Below are 20,690 nucleotides of genomic sequence, written 5' to 3'. Positions count from 1 at the left end.
CTCCTTCATGGCGCCAGCTTGCGCAGGCAGTCGGCCAATTCGGGCCGGCCTGTGAAACGGGCATCGTAACGCGCAAATTGGCGCTGGCGGAAACGCTCCAGCTCATCCGGCTGCTGCAGCAGCGCCGCCACTTGGGACAGGATGGTTTCCAGATCGGCGCGCGGAATCAGCTCCGCGCTGGCGAAGGTGGCCTCAGTCGCAGTCAGTGCGCGCGAAACCGGATTGAAGATAGGCGCGCCGCGTCGCAGAAATTCAATGCAGCCCGAGGTTGGCGTGTCATACATCAGGCAAACATCGGTTTGTTCGACAAAGTCCTGAATCGTGCCTTGCAGCGCATTGATTTGTCCGGTCAAATCCAGTCCGGCATGCATGCCCATCAGGCGCACCAGGGAATAGCTGGGTTTGCCGCGCACGCGCAAGCTCAGTCCCTGTTCCTGGCACCATTGCATGATGCGGCGCATGTCTTCCATGTATTGGCTGTAGGGACAGCAATACACCCCGTTCAAGCTGTGGCTGTTAAGCAGGAGTCCGACTGTGCGCACTTGGCGCACCGGGCGCAATTGCCGGGTTTCAGGGTAATTCAAACATTGCTGCGGCAGGGCTTCCTGCTGCAAATCGAGACTGGGGCCGCCTTGCAGCGGATGCGGCAGCGCGATTTGTTGCGGCCAGTCAAAATCGGTGCGCGCCACGGTTTTGGCGTGCGGCAAAACCAGGACCGGCACTTGCTTATTGCGCGCCACACTCATCAAAGGGCCATGAAAATCGGCGTTATGGTCTGACAGCAGCAGGCAGATGGGCTTGGTTTGCAGCAAATACATGGTGAACAAGACCCAGGTCAGCAATTGCGCCTGATAGGTGCGCGCCATGTATTGCGCCTGGCGCTGGCGCAGTTCGCCCTCTGGCAACCAGATGCCCAGCAATCTTTCCAATTCGGCTTGCAACACGCCTTCGATGCGCTGCAGCGGCGTGGCCACTTCCGGCGTCATTTGCGCCAGCAGCACATCAAATTCTTCCAGCTCCACATGCTGATTTGCCCATACCGGCATATCAAAGTGACGCGCTTTGACATTCACCACCGCCAGTCCGCTGGCTTGCAATTGCTGGTTGATATACAGCAGATCATACATGCAGGTTGGCAAGTGACTCAGAACAAAGGGACGGGTGCTTTGCTCCAGGCGGCCCGGAAAATTCGGCACAAGCTGGCGCAGATCAAGTTTGTCATCCTGGTAGGCATGCAATTCGGTGACGGTGTCGGGCAAGTCTTGCAGGCGCTGCTCCAATTGCAACACCGGCAAACCGGCGTTGAAGTAATAGTGCAGCGGCGCATCGCAGACAAACAGATGCACGCGACAGCCTTGCAACATCGACAATACGCGTTGCCACAGGCCGTCATACCATTGCAGGCTGATCAATAAATAGTAGAGATTGAGATGCTGCCAGCCGCGTAAATCGCAATCCGGGAAATAGGGTTCACACAGCTTGGCCAATTTGGCTTCAAAGGCGCGCGCCAGGCCGTGGCTGTTGCCATCGAGCAGCTCAAGGCTGGGACAGTCGGGCCAGGAAAAGAATTCAATATTGTGGATGCCGGCGAAAAAGGCGTGATCCACCACCAGCGGATCAAAACATAAAGCGCGCCAGCCCGGGGCCAAACCGGGCAAGATTGCCAGAGCCGCAGGGATATCCGCTGCCCGGCGCAAGATCAGTACGTCTATCATTCCCGCATCCCTTTTCCGCTGGCGCGCCATGTGCGCGCCAAAGCCCAATGCTATTCGCTATATCCTAACAGGGCGGCAGCGCGGGCAATCCAATTTAATGCGGGATAAAAGCAGTTTTTTTCGCAACTTGTGCCGCTTTACGACAATGCAAGCTTACAGATTGCGCAATTCGCGCACGCTTTGCGCGATTTTGGCCGGTTCCATGGCGGTCAGAATCTTGCGCGTCTTGGCTTGCAAGACGCTCAGATCGCTGTTCAGGATTTCGTGTTTGACCGCCAAAATCTGCGCCGGGTGCATGGAAAACTGGCGCAAGCCCATGCCGAGCAAAAGGCGGATGTGTTTCAAATCGCCCGCCATTTCGCCGCATACCGAGACCGGCTTGCCGGCGCGCGCGCCGGCTTTGATGGTCTGCGCGATCATTTGCAACACCGCCGGGTGCAGCGGGTTGTATAAATGCGCCACCTCATGATCCACGCGGTCAATCGCCAGGGTGTATTGGATCAGGTCATTGGTGCCGATGGAGAGAAAATCCAGGCGTTTCAAGAACAGCGGCAGGGCCAGGGCGGCGGCCGGGATCTCGATCATGGCGCCGACTTCGATGTTTTCATCAAATTTCTGGCGCGCATCGCGCAACTGCTGCTTGGCCTGTTCGATCAAGCCCAGGGTTTGATCAATTTCAAAGGCGTGCGCCAGCATCGGAATCAACATCTTGACCGGGCCAAAGGCCGAGACGCGCAAAATTGCGCGCAACTGGGTCAGGAATAAGAGCGGATCGGCCAGGCAGAGGCGGATGGCGCGCCTTCCCAGCGCCGGATTGCGCGCGAAATGTTCAGTGTCGTCCAGCGGCTTGTCGGCCCCCACGTCAATCGTGCGAATCGTCACCGGGCGGCCTTTCATGGCCAGCACGGCTTTGCGGTATTGCTCGAATTGCTCTTCTTCGGTGGGCAGCTTCTGGCCGTAGCCGGTGCGTCCCATGAATAAAAATTCTGAGCGGAACAGGCCGACCCCGTTAGCCCCGGCGTCCATCGCGGCGGCGCAATCTTCCGGCAATTCGATATTCGCCAACACATCGATTTGCACGCCATCGCGCGTCATGGCCTGGGTTTTTTTGAGTTTGGAGAGCTTTTTCTTCAGGCGCTGCATGTCCGCCTGTTGCTCGCGGTACTGTCCCAGCACCAGGGCGTCGGGGTTGACCACCACCACCCCGGCGTCGCCATCGATCACCAGCCAGTCGTCTTGCTGAATCAGGGTGGCGCCAAAAGACATGCCGACCGCCGCCGGAATATCCAGGCTGCGCGCGACAATCGCGGTATGCGAGTTTTGCCCGCCGATGGCGGTAACGAAGCCGACGAAGGCGCGGTCGCGGAATTGCAGCATATCCGCCGGAGAAATATCGTGCGCCACCACGATCATTTGCGCGCTGTTGCTTTGCGCCAGGCTGGTGACGGGTTGTTGCTGTGCGGTGCCGGTCAGCACCTTTAAGACACGCTCGGCGACTTGCTGGATGTCGGCTTTGCGCTCACGCAGGTATTCATCTTCGATATCGTCAAACTGGGCCGATAACTCGTCGATCTGTGTCACCAGCGCCCATTCGGCGTTGTAATGCCGGCTGCGGATGATATCCAGTGGCGCTTCGGAAATCATGGGGTCGGACAGAATCAAGGCATGCACGTCAATGAAGGCGCCCAGCTCGGTCGGCGCATCCTTGGGCAAATCCATCCACAAGGTTTGCAATTCCTTGTGCACCGCCTCGATGGCGTCTTGCAGGCGTTTGACTTCGCGCTCGACTTCTTCCGTCTCAACCAGATAATGGCGCACATCCAGCGCTGCCGGGGCGAACAGGTGCGCGCGGCCTATCGCAATGCCGCGCGACACCGGTATCCCGTGCAGCGTGAAGGCAGCGCCCATAACGCTTACTCGCCTTCGCCGAATTTATCATTGATCAGTGCGACCAATGCATTCAGGCACTCTTCTTCCTGCGGGCCATTGACTTCCAGCAAAACTTTAGCCCCTTTGCCGGCGGCCAGCATCATCACGCCCATGATGGATTTGGCGTTGACGCGGCGCGCATTGCGCGAAATAAACACTTCGCAGCTGGTGTACTTGGCGGCCAGTTGCGTCAATTTTGCAGACGCTCTTGCATGCAGGCCAAGCTTATTGATGATTTCTATCTCGTGTTGAATCATATTCTGTCATTTTCAAGATATGGGAAGCGAAGCATTCCCGCTGATCATCCCGTTTGCGCTTTTCAGGCGCGCCCGGCCTTGATTGCTATTACACAGCAAAAGCGCGGCAATGACCAGTGTTTTGCGCGCTTCCCTGTCAGAGAACACAGGCGGGACGCATTGCAAGCGCGGCCGCTTTGCTATTATTGCAGCCAAAGTACATCATTCACGCTTTACAGCACATGATTTTGTATCGAATTGTGTGAAATCACATATAGATCTTCACACGGCATGGCGCCAGTCATATCCGCTAAACAACAGCCCCGGCCTGAAAAATGCGCCGGCGCGTCAGCCAGGGCAGATGAAATGCCAAAACCCGGGTTGAACGCCTCAGCCCAGTGCGTTTTGCCCAGGAATGCAGTCAATCCGCATGATGCGCTTCTTGCTTAAGCCGCCATCCACTGCGCGCGTATGGCGGCGCGCAGTGGAGAATAGCCAGATCGAAAATCGATTTTGCGTATTAGATACCCGCAAAATCACAATACTGCATCTAAAGACGTGGTAAAGCGCTCCGCTTTTTGATAGCCGATCACGCGCGCGCTATCAACTTCACGCCCGAGTTTGTCGAAGAAAATAATGCCGGGCGGGCCGAACAGTTTGAAGCGCTTCAACATCGCTTTGTCATGCGCATCGTTGGCTGTGACATCGACTTGCAGCAAGACCATTTGCGACATGCGCCGCTTCACATCTGGGTGCGGGAAGGTGAATTTTTCCATTTCAATACAGGCGACACACCAGTCTGCATAGAAATCCAGCATCACCACTTTGCCGCGCGCGTCTTTCAGTTCGCGCTCCAGATCCGCTTCGGTTTTAATGCGCTTGAAATGCGGCGCATCGCTCTTTTCGGCTGATAAATGGCGCAGCGGTTCAAAGGTGCTGCGCCCGCCAGTGGCGTAGGAATAGCTCAGCAGCGCGGCAAAGCCAAGCGGCGCCAGGGCGACCACGCGGCCAATGTTTTGGCTCTTGATCAGCAAATAGCCGCCATACACTGCACATAACAGACCCCATAACAGCATTTCCAAAGCGGCTGGCATCACCGGGCCGGCCAACCACAATGCGACGCCGAGCAACATCACGCCGAAGAAGTGTTTGATGTCATTCATCCATTTGCCGGCTTTCGGCAGCAACACGCCGGCGGAGGCGCCAAACAACATCAAGGGTGTGCCCATGCCCAAGGCCAGGGCGAACAACGCAGCGCCCCCGAGACCGGCGTTGCCTGTCTGGCTGATGTACAACAAGACCCCGACCAGCGGCGCGGTGACACAGGGGCCGACCACCAGAGCGGACAAGGCGCCCATGATGAAGACGCCGAATAATTTGCCGCGTTTTTGCTGTTCCGAGGCGTTAATCAATTTTTCCTGGATAAATGACGGCATCTGCAATTGATAGACGTCAAACATGGCCAGCGACAAGGCCGCCAGCATCAGCGCAAAGCCGCCCAGCACCCAGGGGTTTTGCAACATCAGGCTGAGATTATCGCCAGCCATGCCGGAAGCGACCCCGACCAGGGTGTAGATCAGGGACATGCCCATGACGTAGGTCAAGGCCAAAACAAAACCGCGCAAACGTGTCACATGCGCGCCTTCGCCAACGATGATGAAGGAAAGAATCGGCACCATCGGCAAGACACAGGGGGTGAGCGCCAGCATCAGGCCCAAGACCCAGAACAAGGGCATGATCAGCCACAATTGGCCGCTTTTTAAAGCATCACGGATGCGGTTGCTTTCTTCCTGATTTTGGTTGACGGCAGCGGCTTTGGGCGCTGCGGCAGGGACTGCAGAAGCTGCGCTTGAAGCTGCAGCACTGGCGGCGACGGCTGATGAGGCGGGCACTGCTGGCGCTTGTTCAGCCGGCGCACTGGCGCTGCTCAGAGCAGCGGCGCTGGCTTGTGCAACTGTGCTGGCCTGTGCGACTGCGCTGGCGCTGGCTGATTTGGCGCTTTCCGGGGCGCTGCTTTTACTGTCAGCCGGCGCGCTTTTGGCATCGCTCTTGGCTTCCGCTTTGATATGCAGATTGGCGACTGAATCCATCGGCGAATAGCACAGACCGGCTTCGGCGCACCCCTGGCTGGTGGCGGTCAAGGTGAAGGGGCCATTGCCTTCCACCGGAATTTTGACTTGCAAACGGTCGTAATAAACTTCGACTTCTTTTTGAAAGGTTTCATCAAATTTGACTTTGCCTGCCGGAATTTGCGCTTCGCCCAGCTTGGCGCCGCTGGCCACAAATTTCAGGCGCTCGCGGTACAGGTAATAGCCAGGCGCAATCTGGTAGGTGACGAGTATGTGCTTGCCGTCTTGCACGGCGGCGGAAAAGCGGAAGGCCCGCTGCGGTTCGAGAAATGATTCTTCGGCGCGCACGCTGTTGATGCAGGACAGCCACAACATCAGCAGACAGGCGAAGAAAACTGGAAAGCGGCGGAGTGAGGACATGCTGGGCTCGCAGAAAGGTTCAGTCGGCATCAGACAAGCGGAACCATGACTGGTTCCAGATAGAAAAAAAGCCAGGCGAACCTGGCTTTTTCTTCGATGGGGCAGCTTATTCAGCGGCGATCACGGTTTCGCCATCAGCGATTTCCGGACGATCCACCAGCTCAACATAGGCCATCGGCGCATTGTCGCCAACGCGGAAACCCATCTTCAAAATACGGATATAGCCGCCATTGCGGTTAGCGTAACGCGGGCCCAGCACGCCGAACAGCTTAACCACCATTTCGCGGTCGCGCAGACGGTTGAAGGCCAGACGCTTGTTGGCCAGGGTGTCGGTCTTGCCCAGGGTCAGGATCGGCTCGATCACGCGGCGCAGTTCTTTTGCCTTCGGCAGAGTGGTTTTGATTGCTTCGTGACGCAGCAGGGAAACGGTCATATTGCGCAGCATCGCGAGACGATGAGCGGAGGTGCGGTTTAATTTACGCAGGCCATGACGGTGACGCATGATACTTCCTTTCGATTTGAGTTTTCATCCAGCTCTTCTATCAATGACAGAGCATTGCGGGCCGGTGAGCGGGTTGACAAATGTGCGGCAGCACAGAAAAAAGGGCTTTGCCACACAGCAAAGCCCATGATTATAACGCAGCCTGAATTATTTTTCCAGACCTGCGGGCGGCCAGTTTTCCAGCTTCATGCCCAGCGTCAGACCGCGCGAAGCCAACACTTCCTTGATTTCGTTCAAGGACTTGCGGCCCAGATTCGGGGTCTTCAGCAGTTCGTTTTCGGTGCGCTGGATCAAATCGCCGATGTAGTAAATATTTTCGGCTTTGAGGCAGTTGGCCGAACGCACGGTGAGTTCCAGATCGTCCACCGGACGCAGCAGGATAGGATCAACCATCGGCGCGCGGGACGGCGCTTCGGTGGTGGTTTCCGTGCCTTCCAGCGCTGCAAACACGGTCAGCTGATCGACCAGCACGCGCGCGGATTGGCGAATTGCTTCTTCCGGCGAAATCACGCCATTGGTTTCAATGTCGATGATCAGCTTGTCCAGATCGGTGCGCTGTTCCACACGGGCGGATTCGACAGCGTAGGATACGCGGCGCACCGGCGAGTAGGATGCATCCAGGATAATGCGGCCAATGGTTTTGTTGGCGTCTTCAGACAGACGGCGCACATTGCCCGGCACATAGCCGCGACCTTTTTCGACCTTGATGGTCATGTCCAGCTTGCCGCCGGTGGTCAGGTGGGCAATCACGTGTTCCGGATTGATCAGTTCCACGTCGTGCGGCAGATCGATGTCGGAAGCCAGCACCGCGCCTTCGCCTTCTTTCTTCAGGGTCAGGGTGACGGACTCGCGATTGTGCACCTTGAACACCACGCCCTTCAGGTTCAGCAGCAGGTCAACCACGTCTTCCTGCACGCCGTCCAGAGTGGAATATTCATGCACCACGCCGGCGATTGTCACTTCGGTCGGCGCAAAACCGATCATGGAGGACAGCAGCACACGGCGCAGGGCATTGCCCAGGGTGTGGCCATAGCCGCGTTCAAACGGCTCCATCACCACTTTGGCGTGGCCGGGGCCTAAGGTTTCAACGTCGATAATGCGGGGTTTCAGCAGACTGTTTTGCATGGAAATAATGTCCTTTTCAATACCCTCGGCTCGTTACACCGATAAGGCTGATGGCATTAAGGAGAGTCCCCAAGCATATCTTGAGAACGTCCCCAATGGGAAATGCCCGCATTGGGTGCAATGCGGGCATCGGATTGTACAACAATTTGGAATCGGGCAGGATTCCAGCAAAGCCGGCTCGCACCGGCTTGGCTTGATTAACGCGAATACAATTCAACGATCAGCGATTCGTTCACGTCGTGGGCGATTTCGCTGCGGTCCGGCATGGACTTGAAGGTGCCTTCCATCTTCTTCGCGTCAACGCTGACCCAGCTCGGCATGCCGGACTGTTCAGCCAAAGACAGCGCTTCCAGAATACGGGCTTGTTTCTTTGCTTTTTCGCGCACTGCGATCACGTCGCCCGGCTTGACTTGGTAGGAGGCGATATTCACTACCTGGCCATTCACGGTGAAGGCTTTGTGGCTGACCAGCTGACGGCTTTCAGCGCGGGTGGAACCGAAGCCCATACGATAGGCCACGTTGTCCAGACGCGATTCCAGCAATTTCAACAGGGTTTCACCGGTGTTGCCTTTGCGGCGTTCAGCTTCGGCAAAGTAGCGACGGAATTGACGCTCCAGAATGCCGTAGATGCGCTTTACTTTTTGCTTTTCACGTAATTGATTACCGTAATCCGAAGTGCGCGCGCCCGATTTCACACCGTGCTGACCCGGCTTGATGTCCAGTTTGCACTTGGATTCGAGGGAACGACGCGAACTTTTCAGAAACAGGTCTGTGCCTTCGCGGCGGGAAAGTTTTGCTTTTGGTCCGATATAACGTGCCACAGTAGTAATCCTCTAAATATTGAATGACGCCCCGGCTGCGGGCGCTAGTCTGTGCGCTGAACGCCAGACAGTGGTCTTACAGCTCCCCGTGCCCGGGGCAGCAATCGCAATGTGCGATCAGATGCGACGACGCTTGGGCGGGCGGCAACCGTTGTGCGGAACCGGCGTCACGTCCTGGATCTGGGTGATCTTGATGCCCAGGCTGTTCAGCGCGCGAACAGCGGACTCACGACCAGGACCCGGGCCCTTGATACGCACTTCCAGGTTCTTCACGCCACATTCCTGGGCAACCTTGCCGGCTGCTTCTGCGGCCACCTGGGCTGCAAACGGAGTGGATTTACGCGAACCTTTAAAACCAGCGCCGCCGGAGGTGGCCCACGACAAGGCATTGCCTTGACGGTCGGTGATGGTCACGATGGTGTTATTGAAAGAAGCGTGGACGTGCGCGATGCCTTCGGCCACATTCTTTTTCACTTTTTTGCGCACACGTGCTGCTGCTGCGCTGCTTTGGGCTTTTGCCATATCAAAAATTCCTTGAAATCAAACCGGATGGATTATTTCTTCAGCGCTTGAGCAGCCTTGCGCGGACCTTTACGGGTGCGTGCGTTGGTGCGGGTGCGTTGACCGCGCACTGGCAAACCTTTGCGATGACGCAAGCCGCGATAGCAGCCCAGATCCATCAAGCGCTTGATGCTCATCGACAGTTCACGGCGCAGATCGCCTTCCACGGTGAACTTGGCGATTTCATCACGCAGCTTTTCCAGATCGCTGTCGGTCAGATCTTTGATCTTCTTGGTGGTCGGAACACCAGTCGCGGCGCAGATGTCTTCCGCGCGCGGACGGCCAATACCGTAAATAGCGGTCAAGCCAATGACGGTGTGCTGATGATTGGGGATATTGACCCCTGCAATACGTGCCATGCGTTATTCCTCAATTGGTAAATATCAACCTTGGCGCTGCTTATGACGCGGCTCGGTGCAAATAACACGCACCACGCCTTTGCGCTTGATGATTTTGCAGTTGCGGCAAATCCGCTTTACTGATGCGAGAACTTTCATCGCTGCCCTCTTTCTATACTACTGTTTCAGAAATTTACTTGCTACGGAACACAATACGCGCCCTTGAGAGGTCGTATGGTGTCAGTTCCACCGTAACCTTGTCGCCAGGCAGGATGCGGATATAGTTCATCCGCATCTTGCCGGAGATATGGCCGAGCACAACATGTCCGTTTTCCAACTTAACCCGGAATGTTGCATTCGGGAGATTCTCCAGAATCTCCCCCTGCATTTGAATAACGTCGTCTTTTGCCATTCGATCCGCTTGGGCTTCCAATGCTTAACGCGTTGGAATGCCGCCCTTGAAATTAGCCTTACGAAGCAAGGACTCATATTGCTGTGACATGACATAGTTGTTGACCTGGGCCATAAAGTCCATTGTCACCACCACCACAATCAGCAGCGAAGTCCCACCTAACTGAAACGATACATTCCACTTGGCCACCAGAAACTCCGGCAACAAACAGACCAGCGTAATGTAGATCGAACCAGCCAACGTCAAACGCATCAAAATCTTGTCGATATAACGCGCAGTCTGCTCGCCGGGACGGATCCCTGGCACCAAGGCGCCGCTCTTCTTCAGATTGTCAGCCACTTCCTTGCTGTTAAATACCAGTGCGGTATAGAAGAAACAGAAGAAAATGATTGCTGCAGCATACAACAAGGCATGAATCGGTTCACCCGGGCCGATTGACGCTGCAAAGTCCTTGAAGAAACGGACTGCGGCGCTGGATTCGGCATTCTGGCTGGTCATCCAGCTCGAAATCGTGGCAGGGAACAGCAAAATGGTTGAAGCAAAAATCGGCGGAATCACACCGGCCATATTCAACTTCAACGGCACATGACTGCTTTGCCCCTGATAAACCTTGTTGCCGACTTGACGCTTGGCATAGTTCACCAGGATCTTGCGCTGACCACGCTCCACCACCACAACCAGGAAAGTCACCAGCACTGCGATCACTGCGATCAACAGCACCACGCCTTTGTCCATGGCATTGTTGGCTGCCGAAGAACCGAGTTGCGCAATTGCGCCCGGCATGCCGGCTGCAATACCTGCGAAAATCAGAATCGAGATGCCATTGCCCAGACCGCGTTCTGTGATTTGCTCACCGAGCCACATCAGGAACATCGTGCCTGTCACCAGGGAAATCATGGTGGTCAGGCGGAATCCCATACCGGGATCAAGCACCAGACCGGTTTGCGCCTCAAGCGAGAAAGCTGCACCCATACCCTGAATCAGGGCCAGCAACAAGGTGCCGTAACGGGTGTACTGGGTGATCTTGCGACGTCCAGTTTCGCCTTCCTTTTTCAAGGCTTCGAGCTGCGGCGACACGATGGACATCAATTGCATGATGATCGAGGCCGAGATATAAGGCATGATGCCCAGCGTGAACACGGAGGCGCGCGACAGCGCGCCACCCGAGAACATGTTGAACATGCCCAAAAACCCGCCTTGATTCTGTTGCAGAAGACTTGCCATCACGTCGGTGTTGATGCCCGGAACCGGGATGTGAGTCCCGATCCGGTACACCACCAGCGCTCCCAGCAGGAACCATAAACGGCCCCAGGGGAATCCGCTGGCTGCGCTTTTTGCAAGCTGCGGGTTGGTCGCCAATTTGCGCTCCGTTCAGATCGCGCTAAATCAGGCGACCGAGCCGCCGAGGGCTTCGATGGCTGCTTTCGCGCCTGCGGTCGCCGCCAGACCTTTGAGCACAACTTTCTTGCTCAATTCGCCGGTGTTGATCACACGCACGTTGCGCGCCAGCACGCCAACCAGGCCAGCTTGCTTCAGCGCCAACAGATCGATTTCCTCAACCGGCAGCGCGTTCAGGTCGCCCAGACGCACTTCGGCTTTGAAATCCGCAGCCAGCGATTTGAAGCCACGCTTCGGCAGACGGCGTTGCAAAGGCATTTGACCGCCTTCAAAGCCGACTTTGTGGAAGCCGCCGGAACGCGATTTTTGACCTTTGTGACCACGGCCAGCGGTCTTGCCCAGACCGGAGCCGATGCCACGACCAACGCGACGCTTAGCGTGCTTGGCGCCGTCGGCGGGTTTGATAGTATTCAATTCCATCTTTATCTCCGTTCGCAAGGCTTAAGCAACAACCTTGACCAGATAGGACACTTTATTGATCATGCCGCGCACTGCGGGAGTGTCTTCCAGCTCGGAAACCGAATTCAGACGACGCAAACCCAGACCACGAACGGTAGCGCGATGCGATTGCTGCGTGCCGATCAGACCCTTGACCAATTTAACCTTGATAGTATTTGCCATGATGTTCGCCTCAGCCCAGAATTTCTTCGACCGATTTGCCGCGCTTGGCAGCGATTTCAGCCGGCGTACTCATTTGCAGCAAACCATTCAGGGTTGCGCGCACCATGTTGTACGGATTGGAGGAACCGATAGACTTCGCCACCACGTCAGTCACGCCCATCACTTCAAAGATCGCGCGCATTGCACCGCCCGCGATCACGCCGGTACCAGCCTTTGCCGGGCTGATCATCACGCGCGAAGCGCCATGGTGACCGGTCACAGAGTGTTGCAGCGTACCGTTTTTGAGCGGCACCTTTTTCAGATTGCGGCGGGCTTCTTCCATCGCCTTTTGCACAGCCACCGGCACTTCTTTCGACTTGCCTTTGCCCATGCCGATACGGCCATCGCCATCGCCTACCACGGTCAAAGCAGCGAAACCCATGATACGACCACCCTTGACCACTTTGGTCACGCGGTTGATCGCGATCATCTTTTCGCGCATGCCATCATCGGGCTTGTCGCCTTGCATTTTTGCCTGCATTTTTGCCATGATGATCTCTTCCTTAGAACTTCAGACCGGCTTCGCGCGCAGCATCTGCCAATGCTTTGACACGACCGTGATAACGGAAACCGGAACGGTCAAATGCGACCTCGGTAATCCCTGCCTTCAGCGCTTTTTCAGCGACGCGCTTGCCAACCAGTGCGGCTGCAGCTACGTTGCCGCCTGCGCCGGACTTGCCGGCCAGCTCTGCGCGCACTTCAGCTTCCAGTGTGGAAGCCGACACCAGCACGCGGGCGTCAGGAGCGATCAGGTTTGCATAGATATGCAGATTGGTACGATGCACCGACAGGCGATTCACCTTTAATTCTGCGATTTTCAGACGGGTTTGACGTCCGCGACGCAGGCGTGATTCTTTCTTATCCATGGTCAGCCCTTAATTACTTCTTCTTCGTTTCTTTCAGCTTGACCACTTCATCCACATAGCGGACGCCCTTGCCCTTATACGGCTCAGGACTGCGGTAAGCACGAACTTCAGCAGCAACTTGGCCCACGCGCTGCTTGTCGATACCCTTGATCAGGATTTCGGTCTGCGTCGGGGTTTCAGCCTTGATACCTGCCGGCAGCGCATACGCGATCGGATGCGAGAAGCCCAGGGACAGGTTCAGCTTGTCGCCTTGAGCTTGGGCACGATAACCCACGCCTACCAGCGTCAGCTTGCGCTCGAAGCCTTTGGTGACGCCAATCACCATGTTGTTCACCAGCGCACGGATGGTGCCGGACATGGCGTTTGCTTCACGGCTGTCATTGGCGACGTCGAAAGTCAACGTGCCATTGGTGTTTTGCACCTTGACCAGACCGTTCAAGGTCTGAGTCAGAGAGCCCAGAGGGCCCTTCACAGTGATTGCCTGGTCAGTGATGGCCACTTCGGCGCCCGCTGGCAGTGCAATCGGCATTTTAGCTACACGAGACATCTTGCACTCCTCATCAAGCGACGTAGCAAATCACTTCGCCACCAACCCCGGTAGCGCGCGCCTTGCGGTCAGTCATCACGCCCTTCGGAGTGGAAACGATAGCCACGCCCAAGCCATTCAAAACGGTCGGGATCTCATCTTTGCCCTTGTAGATACGCAGCCCCGGACGGGACACGCGCTCAAGGCGTTCGATGACAGCACGGCCAACATAGTATTTCAAACCGATTTTCAACTCGGATTTACCGCCATCAACAGCCACGGCGAAATCTTCGATGTAACCCTCGTCCTTCAGGACTTTGGCAATTGCAACCTTCAGTTTGGACGACGGCATGGAAACCGAAGCCTTCTTCACGCTTTGTGCATTACGGATACGGGTCAGCATATCGGCGATAGGATCGCTCATACTCATTGCATATTCTCCTATTACCAGCTTGCTTTGGTCAGACCGGGAATTTCACCACGCATGGCGAATTCACGGAGTTTATTGCGGGCCAGACCGAACTTGCGGAAAGTCCCACGCGGACGACCGGTGACGGCGCAACGATTGCGCTGGCGGGTCGGGTTAGCGTTGCGCGGCAGGGTTTGCAGCTTCAGGCGCGCTTCGTAACGCTCTTCTTCCGTCTTTGATTGGTCATCGATGATGGCCTTCAAAGCTGCCCGCTTGCCGGCATACTTCTTCACCAGGTCTGCGCGCTTTTGTTCACGATTAATCAGTGCCAGTTTTGCCATGACGATCTCAGTTCCTGAACGGGAATTTAAATGCGGCGAGCAGAGCTTTCGCTTCGTCGTCGGTCTTTGCGGTGGTCGTGATGCTGATATTCATCCCGCGCAGTGCGTCGATCTTGTCATAATCGATTTCCGGGAAGATGATCTGCTCTTTGATGCCGATGTTGTAGTTGCCACGGCCATCGAAAGCACGACCGGACACGCCGCGGAAGTCACGCACGCGCGGCAGAGCCACAGTGATCAGACGATCGAGGAATTCATACATACGGGCGCCACGCAAGGTCACCATGCAGCCGATCGGATAGTTTTCACGGATCTTGAAGCCTGCAATAGCCTTACGGGCCTTGGTCACCACCGGCTTTTGGCCTGCGATCTTGGTCAAATCGCCCACTGCGTGTTCGATGATTTTCTTGTCAGCCACAGCTTCAGACAAACCCATGTTCAGGGTGATCTTCAGCAGACGCGGCACTTCCATCGACGACTTGTAACCAAACTTGGTGGTCAGGTCGGCGACGACTTTCTCTTTATAGAATTGCTGGAGACGGGCCATGATGTTCAAACCTTAACGACTTCGCCAGTGGACTTGTACACGCGGACCTTCTTGCCGTCCACATCCTTGAATCCAACGCGATCTGCCTTGCCAGTAGCCGCATTGAACAGCGCGACATTGGACTGATGAATCGGCATCAATTTTTCGATGATGCCACCGGTTACGCCAGTCATCGGGTTCGGCTTGACGGCTTTCTTGGCCACATTCACGCCTTCAACGATGATGTAGTCAGCATCGATACGTTGCTGCACCACACCACGCTTACCCTTGTCCTTGCCTGTCAGGACGATGACTTCGTCATTTTTACGAATTTTATTCATAGGGATTCCTCACAGAACTTCAGGCGCGAGTGACACGATTTTCATGAACCGTTCGCCGCGCAGTTCGCGCGTTACCGGCCCGAAAATACGGGTGCCAATTGGCTCCAGCTTGTTGTTCAACAAAACGGCGGCATTGCCGTCGAATTTCACCAGGGAGCCGTCCTGGCGGCGCACACCTTTAGCGGTACGCACCACGACTGCGTTGTAAATCTCGCCCTTTTTGACACGACCACGCGGCGCAGCCACTTTCACAGTGACCTTGATCACGTCGCCAATGCCAGCATAACGGCGCTTGGAACCACCTAACACCTTGATGCACATTACTTCTTTCGCACCGGTGTTGTCGGCTACTTCGAGCCGGCTTTCAGTTTGAATCATAGTATTTTCTTTCCCAACTTAAGCCGCCAAAAATCCGCTTTCGCGGGCCTGTTGCGGTCAGTCTTGGTCCCGCCAGAGCCGCCCATTGGCATGGACTGCGCTGATTGGGTGGATGACTTCCAAAACTTCTTACCAAACAGAAACAACATCTGCAGAGTTGCGCGCCGAACTGCAACGCACAACGCTGATTCCGTCATTTCCACTTAGTTTGCAGAGCTTGATTTCGGCAATCTTGCTCAAACAAACTTTCAGATGAACGAAGCCCAGCATTATGCCATGCATATGCTGGGCTTGCAAGAGGTTTTTTTAAACCGTTTGAGCGGCTTGTACAACCCGGGTCACAGTCCAGGCCTTGGTCTTGGAAACCGGACGGCCTTCCTGAATTTCTACCACATCACCTTCTTTGACCTGGTTGGTCTCATCGTGTGCGTGATATTTTTTGGAGCGCGTGATGATCTTGCCATACAGCGGATGCTTCACGTGACGCTCAATCAACACGGTGACAGTCTTATTCATCTTGTCAGACACCACCTTGCCGATCAGCGTGCGCTTCAGAGAGGTTTTCACTTGATCGTTCATTTGGCGCCCTTCTCATTGATGACGGTCTTGACGCGTGCGATGTCGCGACGCACCTTCTTCAGTTGCGCGGTATTGGATAACTGCTGGGTCGCCTTCTGCATACGCAGACCGAATTGCGCCTTCAACAGCTCCTTCAGTTCCTTGCCCAGCGCTTCCTGATCCTTGCCGCGGAGTTCACTTGCTTTCATATCCAACTCCTATTATTGGCCGACTTGGCGCAGAACAAAGGTGGTGCTGAGCGGCAACTTGGCGGCCGCCAGACGGAACGCCTCACGCGCCAGATCAACGTTCACACCATCCATTTCGTACAGCACTTTGCCCGGATGGATCTCAGCGACGTAGTACTCAGGATTACCTTTACCGTTACCCATACGCACTTCAGCCGGCTTTTGCGAAATTGGCTTGTCCGGGAAGATACGGATCCAGATACGGCCGCCACGCTTAATATGACGGGTCATGGCGCGACGTGCAGCTTCGATCTGACGTGCGGTGATACGGCCACGTTCAGTCGCCTTCAAACCGTATTCGCCGAACGAAACGGCGGTGCCGCGCTCGTGCGAAATGCCGGTATTGCGGCCTTTATGCTCTTTGCGATACTTTCTGCGTTTTGGTTGCAGCATGATTATTCTCCTGCCTTGTCTGCGCCATCACGACCACGCCCGCGCTTTTGGCCAGGCTGAGCAGGGCCAGCATTGGCGCCGTCAGCGCGCTTCGGACGATTACGGCCACCCGGAGCTTTGCCATCTTCACGGCGCGGACCACGACGCTTCTTGTCGTCTTCAGCAGCCACTTCGATTACCGGCGCTTCGCCATTGGCCAGACGGTCGCCCTTATACACCCACACTTTGACACCGATGATGCCGTAGGTGGTCAGCGCTTCGCTGGTGCCATAGTCGATGTCAGCGCGCAGCGTGTGCAGCGGCACACGGCCTTCGCGGTACCATTCGCTGCGAGCGATTTCGATACCATTCAGACGGCCTGCGGACATGATCTTGATGCCCTGTGCGCCCAGACGCATTGCGTTCTGCATCGCACGTTTCATGGCGCGGCGGAACATGATGCGCTTTTCCAGCTGTTGCGAGATGGAATCGGCGATCAGTTGCGCATCGAGTTCCGGCTTGCGGATTTCTTCGATGTTCACATGCACCGGCACGCCCATGATCTTGGTCAGTTCGGACTTCAGAACTTCGATGTCCTCACCCTTCTTACCAATCACGACGCCAGGACGCGAGCTGTACACGGTGAAGCGCGCGTTCTTAGCCGGACGCTCGATCACGATGCGGCCAACGGAAGCGTTCTTCAACTTCTTCTTCAAATAGGTGCGCGCCTTCAGGTCTTCATTCAACATCGTAGCGAAGTTGTTGTTGCTGGCGTACCAGCGTGAAGCCCAGTTACGGGTAACTGCAAGGCGGAACCCGGTAGGATGAATCTTCTGTCCCATCGCGACCCCTTAGTTTCCGACAGTCACGTAAATGTGACAGGTTTGTTTCGAGATACGATCACCACGGCCTTTGGCGCGTGCGGTAAAGCGCTTGAGAACCGCACCCTTTTCGACGTAGATCGTTTTTACCTTCAGCTCGTCGATGTCAGCGCCATCGTTGTGCTCAGCATTGGCGATTGCCGATTCCAGCACTTTCTTGATGATGCCAGCACCCTTTTTCGGGCAGAAGGTCAGGATGTTGATAGCGTTATCAACTTTCTTGCCGCGGATCAGGTCGGCAACCAGACGGCCTTTTTGGGCCGACAGGCGCACGCCGCGCAGAGTAGCTTTAGTTTCCATCATCAGACCTTATTTCTTGGCTTTCTTGTCAGCGGCGTGGCCCTTGAAAGTGCGGGTCAACGCGAATTCGCCGAGCTTGTGGCCGACCATGTTTTCGGATACGTACACAGGCACGTGTTGACGGCCATTGTGCACAGCAATCGTCAAGCCGATGAAATCAGGCATGATGGTCGAACGACGCGACCAAGTCTTGATCGGCTTCTTGTCTTTGGAAGCTTGCGCCGCCTCGACTTTCTTGATCAGGTGGGCGTCACAAAACGGCCCTTTTTTCAATGAACGAGTCATGAGTTACCCCTTATTTCTTGCCGCGGCGCGAAACGATCATCGAAGTCGTACGCTTGTTGCTGCGCGTCTTCTTACCCTTGGTCTGTTGACCCCACGGCGACACCGGATGACGGCCAGCCGAGGTACGACCTTCACCACCGCCATGCGGGTGGTCGATCGGGTTCATGACCACGCCGCGAACGGTCGGACGCACACCGCGCCAACGCATAGCACCGGCTTTACCGATCTTACGCAGATTGTGTTCACCATTGCCCACTTCACCGATGGTGGCGCGGCATTCGATATGCACACGACGCACTTCACCGGAACGCAGACGCACTTGAGCGTAAGTGCCTTCACGCGCCATCAGCACCACACCGGCGCCAGCAGTACGCGCCATTTGCGCGCCTTTACCCGGCAGCATTTCCACGCAGTGCATGGTGGAGCCAACAGGAATATTGCGGATAGGCAGGCAGTTACCCGGTTTGATCGGGGCTTCAGAGCCGCTCATCACTTGATCGCCCACAGCCATGCCTTTGGAGGCGATGATGTAGCGACGCTCGCCGTCGGCATAGCACAACAGTGCGATATGCGCGGTACGGTTCGGATCGTATTCAATACGCTCAACTTTGGCCGGAATACCGTCCTTGTTGCGTTTGAAATCGACGACGCGATAATGATGCTTGTGACCACCACCGATATGACGGGTGGTGATGTGACCGTTGTTGTTACGACCAGCGGTCTTGCTTTTCTTTTCCACCAGGGAAGCCAGCGGGCGGCCTTTGTACAGGTCGGGATTAACGACCTTGACCATGCCACGACGACCAGGGGAAGTCGGTTTCATCTTAACGAGCGCCATTATGCAGCCTCCTCAGAGAAGTTGATTTCCTGACCCGGCTTCAGGCACACGTAAGCATGCTTCACGTGGTTGCGGCGACCGACAAAACGGCCAGAACGCTTTTGCTTGCCTTCACGGTTGACGGTCTGCACCGACAGAACCTCAACTTTAAACAACATTTCAACAGCAGCCTTGATTTCCGGCTTGCTTGCATCCGGCAACACACGGAACATCACTTGTTCGTGCTTGTCAGCTACCATCGTGGCTTTTTCCGAGATGACCGGCGCCAGCAGCACCTTCATCAAGCGCTCTTCGCTATGCTTTACAGTCGCGCTCATGCCAACATCTCCTCAATCTTTGCCAACGCAGCCTTGGTCACCAGCACTTTCTTGTAGAACACCAGGGACAGAGGATCAGCGTGACGCGGCTCAACCACCAGCACATTCGGCAGATTGCGCGAGGCCAGAGCCAGGTTTTCGTCGAAGCCGTCAACAATGATCAGCACCGAATCCAAACCCATGCCTTGCAGCTTCTGCGCCAGCAGTTTGGTCTTCGGCGCTTCCAGGTTCAGGTTTTCGATCACGGACAGACGGTCTTCGCGCACCAGTTGCGAGAAGATCGAGCAGATGCCTGCGCGATACATCTTGCGGTTGACTTTGTGCGAGAAATTTTCTTCCGGGCTGTTCGGGAAGATACGGCCACCGCCACGCCACAAAGGCGAGGACGACATACCGGCGCGAGCGCGGCCGGTGCCCTTTTGACGCCAGGGCTTCTTGGTGGTGTGACTGACTTCTTCACGATCTTTTTGCTTGCGGTTGCCGCTGCGGGCATTGGCTTGATAAGCCACCACGAGCTGGTGAATCAGCGCTTCATTGTATTCGCGTGCAAACACGGTATCAGCCGCGCTCACATTCGCTGCGGATTGACCCTGTTCATTCAGGAGCTTCAGTTCCATCTATCAGGCCCCTTTCTTAGCTTTGGCTTTGACAGCGTGCTTGACGATCACGTGACCGTTCTTCGCACCAGGCACAGCACCTTTCACCAACAGCAACTGGCGATCCGCGTCAACGCGTGCGATTTCCAGATTTTGCGTAGTAGTGGTGACATCACCCATATGACCAGTCATGCGCTTGCCCGGGAACACACGACCCGGATCTTGCGCCATACCGATGGAACCCGGCACATTGTGCGAACGGGAGTTACCATGGGTAGCACGGCCAGAAGAAAAGTTGTAACGTTTGATGGTGCCGGCGTAGCCTTTACCAATAGAAACGCCCTGCACGTCCACCTTTTGACCAGCTTCGAACATGCTCACCGGCAGCACATCGCCAGCTTTCAGTTCGGCAGCCTTGGCGGCATCGACACGGAATTCTTTGAGGAAACTGCCTGCCTCGACACCCGCTTTTGCGTAGTGACCGGCAGCAGCCTTGTTAACACGGGAAGCACGGCGTTGACCGAATGCAACCTGCACAGCGGAATACTTATCCACTTCAGGCGTTTTGATTTGCGCAACACGGTTGTTCGATACGTCCAACACGGTGACTGGGATCGCGTCCCCGTCATCGGTGAAGATACGCATCATACCAACCTTGCGACCAAGAAGGCCCAGGCTCATATTATCTCCATTCCCACCTGCGATTGGGCGGGCTGACTGTG

General features: G+C 55.8%; 32 protein-coding genes. All 32 read right to left on the bottom strand.

The genetic code is table 11. The annotated features are described in order from the left end of the window. Window positions 1–5 precede the first annotated feature (5 nt). A complete protein-coding gene (locus V8J88_RS24950; RefSeq protein WP_338847000.1) occupies window positions 6–1,715 on the bottom strand; it encodes a hypothetical protein in 1,710 nt (569 codons plus the stop codon). 153 nt (window positions 1,716–1,868) lie between these two features. Then, a complete protein-coding gene (gene ptsP / locus V8J88_RS24945) occupies window positions 1,869–3,623 on the bottom strand; it encodes a phosphoenolpyruvate--protein phosphotransferase (RefSeq protein WP_338846999.1) in 1,755 nt (584 codons plus the stop codon). A gap of 5 nt (window positions 3,624–3,628) precedes the next feature. Then, on the bottom strand, window positions 3,629–3,901 hold the full coding sequence (locus tag V8J88_RS24940; RefSeq protein WP_338846998.1) for an HPr family phosphocarrier protein: 273 nt from the start codon (window positions 3,899–3,901) through the stop codon (window positions 3,629–3,631). 515 nt (window positions 3,902–4,416) lie between these two features. Then, on the bottom strand, window positions 4,417–6,369 hold the full coding sequence (gene dsbD / locus V8J88_RS24935) for a protein-disulfide reductase DsbD (RefSeq protein ID WP_338846997.1): 1,953 nt from the start codon (window positions 6,367–6,369) through the stop codon (window positions 4,417–4,419). A gap of 106 nt (window positions 6,370–6,475) precedes the next feature. Further along, window positions 6,476–6,871, bottom strand: a complete 396-nt coding sequence (rplQ, locus tag V8J88_RS24930; RefSeq protein WP_338846996.1) for a 50S ribosomal protein L17 — start codon at window positions 6,869–6,871, stop codon at window positions 6,476–6,478. A 147-nt stretch (window positions 6,872–7,018) separates the two neighbouring features. Continuing rightward, a complete protein-coding gene (rpoA, locus tag V8J88_RS24925) occupies window positions 7,019–7,996 on the bottom strand; it encodes a DNA-directed RNA polymerase subunit alpha (RefSeq protein ID WP_338846995.1) in 978 nt (325 codons plus the stop codon). A 197-nt stretch (window positions 7,997–8,193) separates the two neighbouring features. Further along, on the bottom strand, window positions 8,194–8,817 hold the full coding sequence (gene rpsD, locus V8J88_RS24920; RefSeq protein ID WP_338846994.1) for a 30S ribosomal protein S4: 624 nt from the start codon (window positions 8,815–8,817) through the stop codon (window positions 8,194–8,196). Between the two features lie 117 nt (window positions 8,818–8,934). Then, complete coding sequence (rpsK, locus tag V8J88_RS24915) at window positions 8,935–9,339, bottom strand: 30S ribosomal protein S11 (protein WP_338846993.1); 405 nt, start codon at window positions 9,337–9,339, stop codon at window positions 8,935–8,937. A 32-nt stretch (window positions 9,340–9,371) separates the two neighbouring features. Continuing rightward, a complete protein-coding gene (rpsM, locus tag V8J88_RS24910) occupies window positions 9,372–9,737 on the bottom strand; it encodes a 30S ribosomal protein S13 (protein WP_338846992.1) in 366 nt (121 codons plus the stop codon). A gap of 24 nt (window positions 9,738–9,761) precedes the next feature. After that, window positions 9,762–9,875 (bottom strand): 50S ribosomal protein L36, encoded by a 114-nt coding sequence (rpmJ, locus tag V8J88_RS24905; protein ID WP_014004415.1) that lies wholly within the window; start codon window positions 9,873–9,875, stop codon window positions 9,762–9,764. A gap of 34 nt (window positions 9,876–9,909) precedes the next feature. Continuing rightward, window positions 9,910–10,128, bottom strand: a complete 219-nt coding sequence (gene infA, locus V8J88_RS24900; RefSeq protein WP_338846991.1) for a translation initiation factor IF-1 — start codon at window positions 10,126–10,128, stop codon at window positions 9,910–9,912. A 24-nt stretch (window positions 10,129–10,152) separates the two neighbouring features. Beyond that, window positions 10,153–11,487, bottom strand: a complete 1,335-nt coding sequence (secY, locus tag V8J88_RS24895) for a preprotein translocase subunit SecY (RefSeq protein ID WP_338846990.1) — start codon at window positions 11,485–11,487, stop codon at window positions 10,153–10,155. A 27-nt stretch (window positions 11,488–11,514) separates the two neighbouring features. Continuing rightward, window positions 11,515–11,946: a 50S ribosomal protein L15 gene (rplO, locus tag V8J88_RS24890; protein ID WP_338846989.1), complete on the bottom strand. Its 432-nt coding sequence runs from the start codon at window positions 11,944–11,946 to the stop codon at window positions 11,515–11,517. A 21-nt stretch (window positions 11,947–11,967) separates the two neighbouring features. Next, on the bottom strand, window positions 11,968–12,147 hold the full coding sequence (gene rpmD / locus V8J88_RS24885; protein WP_338846988.1) for a 50S ribosomal protein L30: 180 nt from the start codon (window positions 12,145–12,147) through the stop codon (window positions 11,968–11,970). 10 nt (window positions 12,148–12,157) lie between these two features. Beyond that, on the bottom strand, window positions 12,158–12,676 hold the full coding sequence (gene rpsE / locus V8J88_RS24880; RefSeq protein ID WP_338846987.1) for a 30S ribosomal protein S5: 519 nt from the start codon (window positions 12,674–12,676) through the stop codon (window positions 12,158–12,160). Window positions 12,677–12,689: 13 nt separating this feature from the next. Beyond that, window positions 12,690–13,052 (bottom strand): 50S ribosomal protein L18, encoded by a 363-nt coding sequence (gene rplR, locus V8J88_RS24875; RefSeq protein WP_338846986.1) that lies wholly within the window; start codon window positions 13,050–13,052, stop codon window positions 12,690–12,692. A 13-nt stretch (window positions 13,053–13,065) separates the two neighbouring features. Beyond that, the gene (gene rplF, locus V8J88_RS24870) at window positions 13,066–13,599 is read right to left on the bottom strand and encodes a 50S ribosomal protein L6 (RefSeq protein WP_338846985.1); all 534 of its coding nucleotides are present in this window, start codon (window positions 13,597–13,599) and stop codon (window positions 13,066–13,068) included. 13 nt (window positions 13,600–13,612) lie between these two features. Continuing rightward, complete coding sequence (rpsH, locus tag V8J88_RS24865) at window positions 13,613–14,008, bottom strand: 30S ribosomal protein S8 (RefSeq protein WP_338846984.1); 396 nt, start codon at window positions 14,006–14,008, stop codon at window positions 13,613–13,615. A gap of 14 nt (window positions 14,009–14,022) precedes the next feature. Beyond that, entirely contained in the window at window positions 14,023–14,328 is a 306-nt protein-coding gene (gene rpsN / locus V8J88_RS24860) for a 30S ribosomal protein S14 (RefSeq protein ID WP_338846983.1), read from the bottom strand. 7 nt (window positions 14,329–14,335) lie between these two features. After that, window positions 14,336–14,875 carry a 50S ribosomal protein L5 gene (rplE, locus tag V8J88_RS24855; protein ID WP_338846982.1) on the bottom strand — a complete coding sequence of 180 codons (540 nt, stop codon included), beginning with the start codon at window positions 14,873–14,875 and terminating at the stop codon, window positions 14,336–14,338. A gap of 5 nt (window positions 14,876–14,880) precedes the next feature. Further along, window positions 14,881–15,195, bottom strand: coding sequence for a 50S ribosomal protein L24 (gene rplX / locus V8J88_RS24850; RefSeq protein ID WP_338846981.1), 315 nt, complete (start codon window positions 15,193–15,195; stop codon window positions 14,881–14,883). Window positions 15,196–15,204: 9 nt separating this feature from the next. Continuing rightward, window positions 15,205–15,573, bottom strand: coding sequence for a 50S ribosomal protein L14 (gene rplN, locus V8J88_RS24845; RefSeq protein ID WP_338846980.1), 369 nt, complete (start codon window positions 15,571–15,573; stop codon window positions 15,205–15,207). A 306-nt stretch (window positions 15,574–15,879) separates the two neighbouring features. Next, window positions 15,880–16,152 carry a 30S ribosomal protein S17 gene (rpsQ, locus tag V8J88_RS24840; RefSeq protein ID WP_338846979.1) on the bottom strand — a complete coding sequence of 91 codons (273 nt, stop codon included), beginning with the start codon at window positions 16,150–16,152 and terminating at the stop codon, window positions 15,880–15,882. Next, window positions 16,149–16,340 carry a 50S ribosomal protein L29 gene (gene rpmC / locus V8J88_RS24835; RefSeq protein WP_338846978.1) on the bottom strand — a complete coding sequence of 64 codons (192 nt, stop codon included), beginning with the start codon at window positions 16,338–16,340 and terminating at the stop codon, window positions 16,149–16,151. Before rpmC ends, rpsQ begins: the two co-directional genes overlap by 4 nt. A 12-nt stretch (window positions 16,341–16,352) precedes the next feature. Beyond that, window positions 16,353–16,772 carry a 50S ribosomal protein L16 gene (rplP, locus tag V8J88_RS24830; RefSeq protein ID WP_338846977.1) on the bottom strand — a complete coding sequence of 140 codons (420 nt, stop codon included), beginning with the start codon at window positions 16,770–16,772 and terminating at the stop codon, window positions 16,353–16,355. Between the two features lie 2 nt (window positions 16,773–16,774). Then, window positions 16,775–17,593 (bottom strand): 30S ribosomal protein S3, encoded by an 819-nt coding sequence (gene rpsC, locus V8J88_RS24825; protein ID WP_338846976.1) that lies wholly within the window; start codon window positions 17,591–17,593, stop codon window positions 16,775–16,777. Window positions 17,594–17,602: 9 nt separating this feature from the next. Further along, the gene (rplV, locus tag V8J88_RS24820; RefSeq protein WP_338846975.1) at window positions 17,603–17,935 is read right to left on the bottom strand and encodes a 50S ribosomal protein L22; all 333 of its coding nucleotides are present in this window, start codon (window positions 17,933–17,935) and stop codon (window positions 17,603–17,605) included. A 6-nt stretch (window positions 17,936–17,941) separates the two neighbouring features. Beyond that, window positions 17,942–18,217 (bottom strand): 30S ribosomal protein S19, encoded by a 276-nt coding sequence (rpsS, locus tag V8J88_RS24815; protein WP_338846974.1) that lies wholly within the window; start codon window positions 18,215–18,217, stop codon window positions 17,942–17,944. A gap of 10 nt (window positions 18,218–18,227) precedes the next feature. Next, window positions 18,228–19,055 (bottom strand): 50S ribosomal protein L2, encoded by an 828-nt coding sequence (gene rplB / locus V8J88_RS24810; RefSeq protein ID WP_338846973.1) that lies wholly within the window; start codon window positions 19,053–19,055, stop codon window positions 18,228–18,230. Continuing rightward, window positions 19,055–19,372 carry a 50S ribosomal protein L23 gene (gene rplW / locus V8J88_RS24805; protein WP_338846972.1) on the bottom strand — a complete coding sequence of 106 codons (318 nt, stop codon included), beginning with the start codon at window positions 19,370–19,372 and terminating at the stop codon, window positions 19,055–19,057. Before rplW ends, rplB begins: the two co-directional genes overlap by 1 nt. Continuing rightward, on the bottom strand, window positions 19,369–19,989 hold the full coding sequence (gene rplD / locus V8J88_RS24800; protein ID WP_338846971.1) for a 50S ribosomal protein L4: 621 nt from the start codon (window positions 19,987–19,989) through the stop codon (window positions 19,369–19,371). Before rplD ends, rplW begins: the two co-directional genes overlap by 4 nt. Before the next feature lie 3 nt (window positions 19,990–19,992). After that, window positions 19,993–20,649: a 50S ribosomal protein L3 gene (gene rplC, locus V8J88_RS24795; protein WP_338846970.1), complete on the bottom strand. Its 657-nt coding sequence runs from the start codon at window positions 20,647–20,649 to the stop codon at window positions 19,993–19,995. Window positions 20,650–20,690 lie beyond the last annotated feature (41 nt).

This window comes from Massilia sp. W12, assembly GCF_037300705.1.
Taxonomy (GTDB): domain Bacteria; phylum Pseudomonadota; class Gammaproteobacteria; order Burkholderiales; family Burkholderiaceae_D; genus JACPVY01.
This window is presented reverse-complemented; position numbering and strand designations above follow the sequence as displayed.

Bases quoted from the DNA above. Each gene is read 5' to 3' on its own strand.
- V8J88_RS24950 (WP_338847000.1), bottom strand. From the start codon at position 1,715: ATGATAGACGTACTGATCTTGCGCCGGGCAGCGGATATCCCTGCGGCT.
- ptsP (WP_338846999.1), bottom strand. From the start codon at position 3,623: ATGGGCGCTGCCTTCACGCTGCACGGGATACCGGTGTCGCGCGGCATT.
- V8J88_RS24940 (WP_338846998.1), bottom strand. From the start codon at position 3,901: ATGATTCAACACGAGATAGAAATCATCAATAAGCTTGGCCTGCATGCA.
- dsbD (WP_338846997.1), bottom strand. From the start codon at position 6,369: ATGTCCTCACTCCGCCGCTTTCCAGTTTTCTTCGCCTGTCTGCTGATG.
- rplQ (WP_338846996.1), bottom strand. From the start codon at position 6,871: ATGCGTCACCGTCATGGCCTGCGTAAATTAAACCGCACCTCCGCTCAT.
- rpoA (WP_338846995.1), bottom strand. From the start codon at position 7,996: ATGCAAAACAGTCTGCTGAAACCCCGCATTATCGACGTTGAAACCTTA.
- rpsK (WP_338846993.1), bottom strand. From the start codon at position 9,339: ATGGCAAAAGCCCAAAGCAGCGCAGCAGCAGCACGTGTGCGCAAAAAA.
- rpsM (WP_338846992.1), bottom strand. From the start codon at position 9,737: ATGGCACGTATTGCAGGGGTCAATATCCCCAATCATCAGCACACCGTC.
- rpmJ (WP_014004415.1), bottom strand. From the start codon at position 9,875: ATGAAAGTTCTCGCATCAGTAAAGCGGATTTGCCGCAACTGCAAAATC.
- infA (WP_338846991.1), bottom strand. From the start codon at position 10,128: ATGGCAAAAGACGACGTTATTCAAATGCAGGGGGAGATTCTGGAGAAT.
- rplO (WP_338846989.1), bottom strand. From the start codon at position 11,946: ATGGAATTGAATACTATCAAACCCGCCGACGGCGCCAAGCACGCTAAG.
- rpmD (WP_338846988.1), bottom strand. From the start codon at position 12,147: ATGGCAAATACTATCAAGGTTAAATTGGTCAAGGGTCTGATCGGCACG.
- rpsE (WP_338846987.1), bottom strand. From the start codon at position 12,676: ATGGCAAAAATGCAGGCAAAAATGCAAGGCGACAAGCCCGATGATGGC.
- rplR (WP_338846986.1), bottom strand. From the start codon at position 13,052: ATGGATAAGAAAGAATCACGCCTGCGTCGCGGACGTCAAACCCGTCTG.
- rplF (WP_338846985.1), bottom strand. From the start codon at position 13,599: ATGTCTCGTGTAGCTAAAATGCCGATTGCACTGCCAGCGGGCGCCGAA.
- rpsH (WP_338846984.1), bottom strand. From the start codon at position 14,008: ATGAGTATGAGCGATCCTATCGCCGATATGCTGACCCGTATCCGTAAT.
- rpsN (WP_338846983.1), bottom strand. From the start codon at position 14,328: ATGGCAAAACTGGCACTGATTAATCGTGAACAAAAGCGCGCAGACCTG.
- rplE (WP_338846982.1), bottom strand. From the start codon at position 14,875: ATGGCCCGTCTCCAGCAATTCTATAAAGAGAAAGTCGTCGCCGACCTG.
- rplX (WP_338846981.1), bottom strand. From the start codon at position 15,195: ATGAATAAAATTCGTAAAAATGACGAAGTCATCGTCCTGACAGGCAAG.
- rplN (WP_338846980.1), bottom strand. From the start codon at position 15,573: ATGATTCAAACTGAAAGCCGGCTCGAAGTAGCCGACAACACCGGTGCG.
- rpsQ (WP_338846979.1), bottom strand. From the start codon at position 16,152: ATGAACGATCAAGTGAAAACCTCTCTGAAGCGCACGCTGATCGGCAAG.
- rpmC (WP_338846978.1), bottom strand. From the start codon at position 16,340: ATGAAAGCAAGTGAACTCCGCGGCAAGGATCAGGAAGCGCTGGGCAAG.
- rplP (WP_338846977.1), bottom strand. From the start codon at position 16,772: ATGCTGCAACCAAAACGCAGAAAGTATCGCAAAGAGCATAAAGGCCGC.
- rpsC (WP_338846976.1), bottom strand. From the start codon at position 17,593: ATGGGACAGAAGATTCATCCTACCGGGTTCCGCCTTGCAGTTACCCGT.
- rplV (WP_338846975.1), bottom strand. From the start codon at position 17,935: ATGATGGAAACTAAAGCTACTCTGCGCGGCGTGCGCCTGTCGGCCCAA.
- rpsS (WP_338846974.1), bottom strand. From the start codon at position 18,217: ATGACTCGTTCATTGAAAAAAGGGCCGTTTTGTGACGCCCACCTGATC.
- rplB (WP_338846973.1), bottom strand. From the start codon at position 19,055: ATGGCGCTCGTTAAGATGAAACCGACTTCCCCTGGTCGTCGTGGCATG.
- rplW (WP_338846972.1), bottom strand. From the start codon at position 19,372: ATGAGCGCGACTGTAAAGCATAGCGAAGAGCGCTTGATGAAGGTGCTG.
- rplD (WP_338846971.1), bottom strand. From the start codon at position 19,989: ATGGAACTGAAGCTCCTGAATGAACAGGGTCAATCCGCAGCGAATGTG.
- rplC (WP_338846970.1), bottom strand. From the start codon at position 20,649: ATGAGCCTGGGCCTTCTTGGTCGCAAGGTTGGTATGATGCGTATCTTC.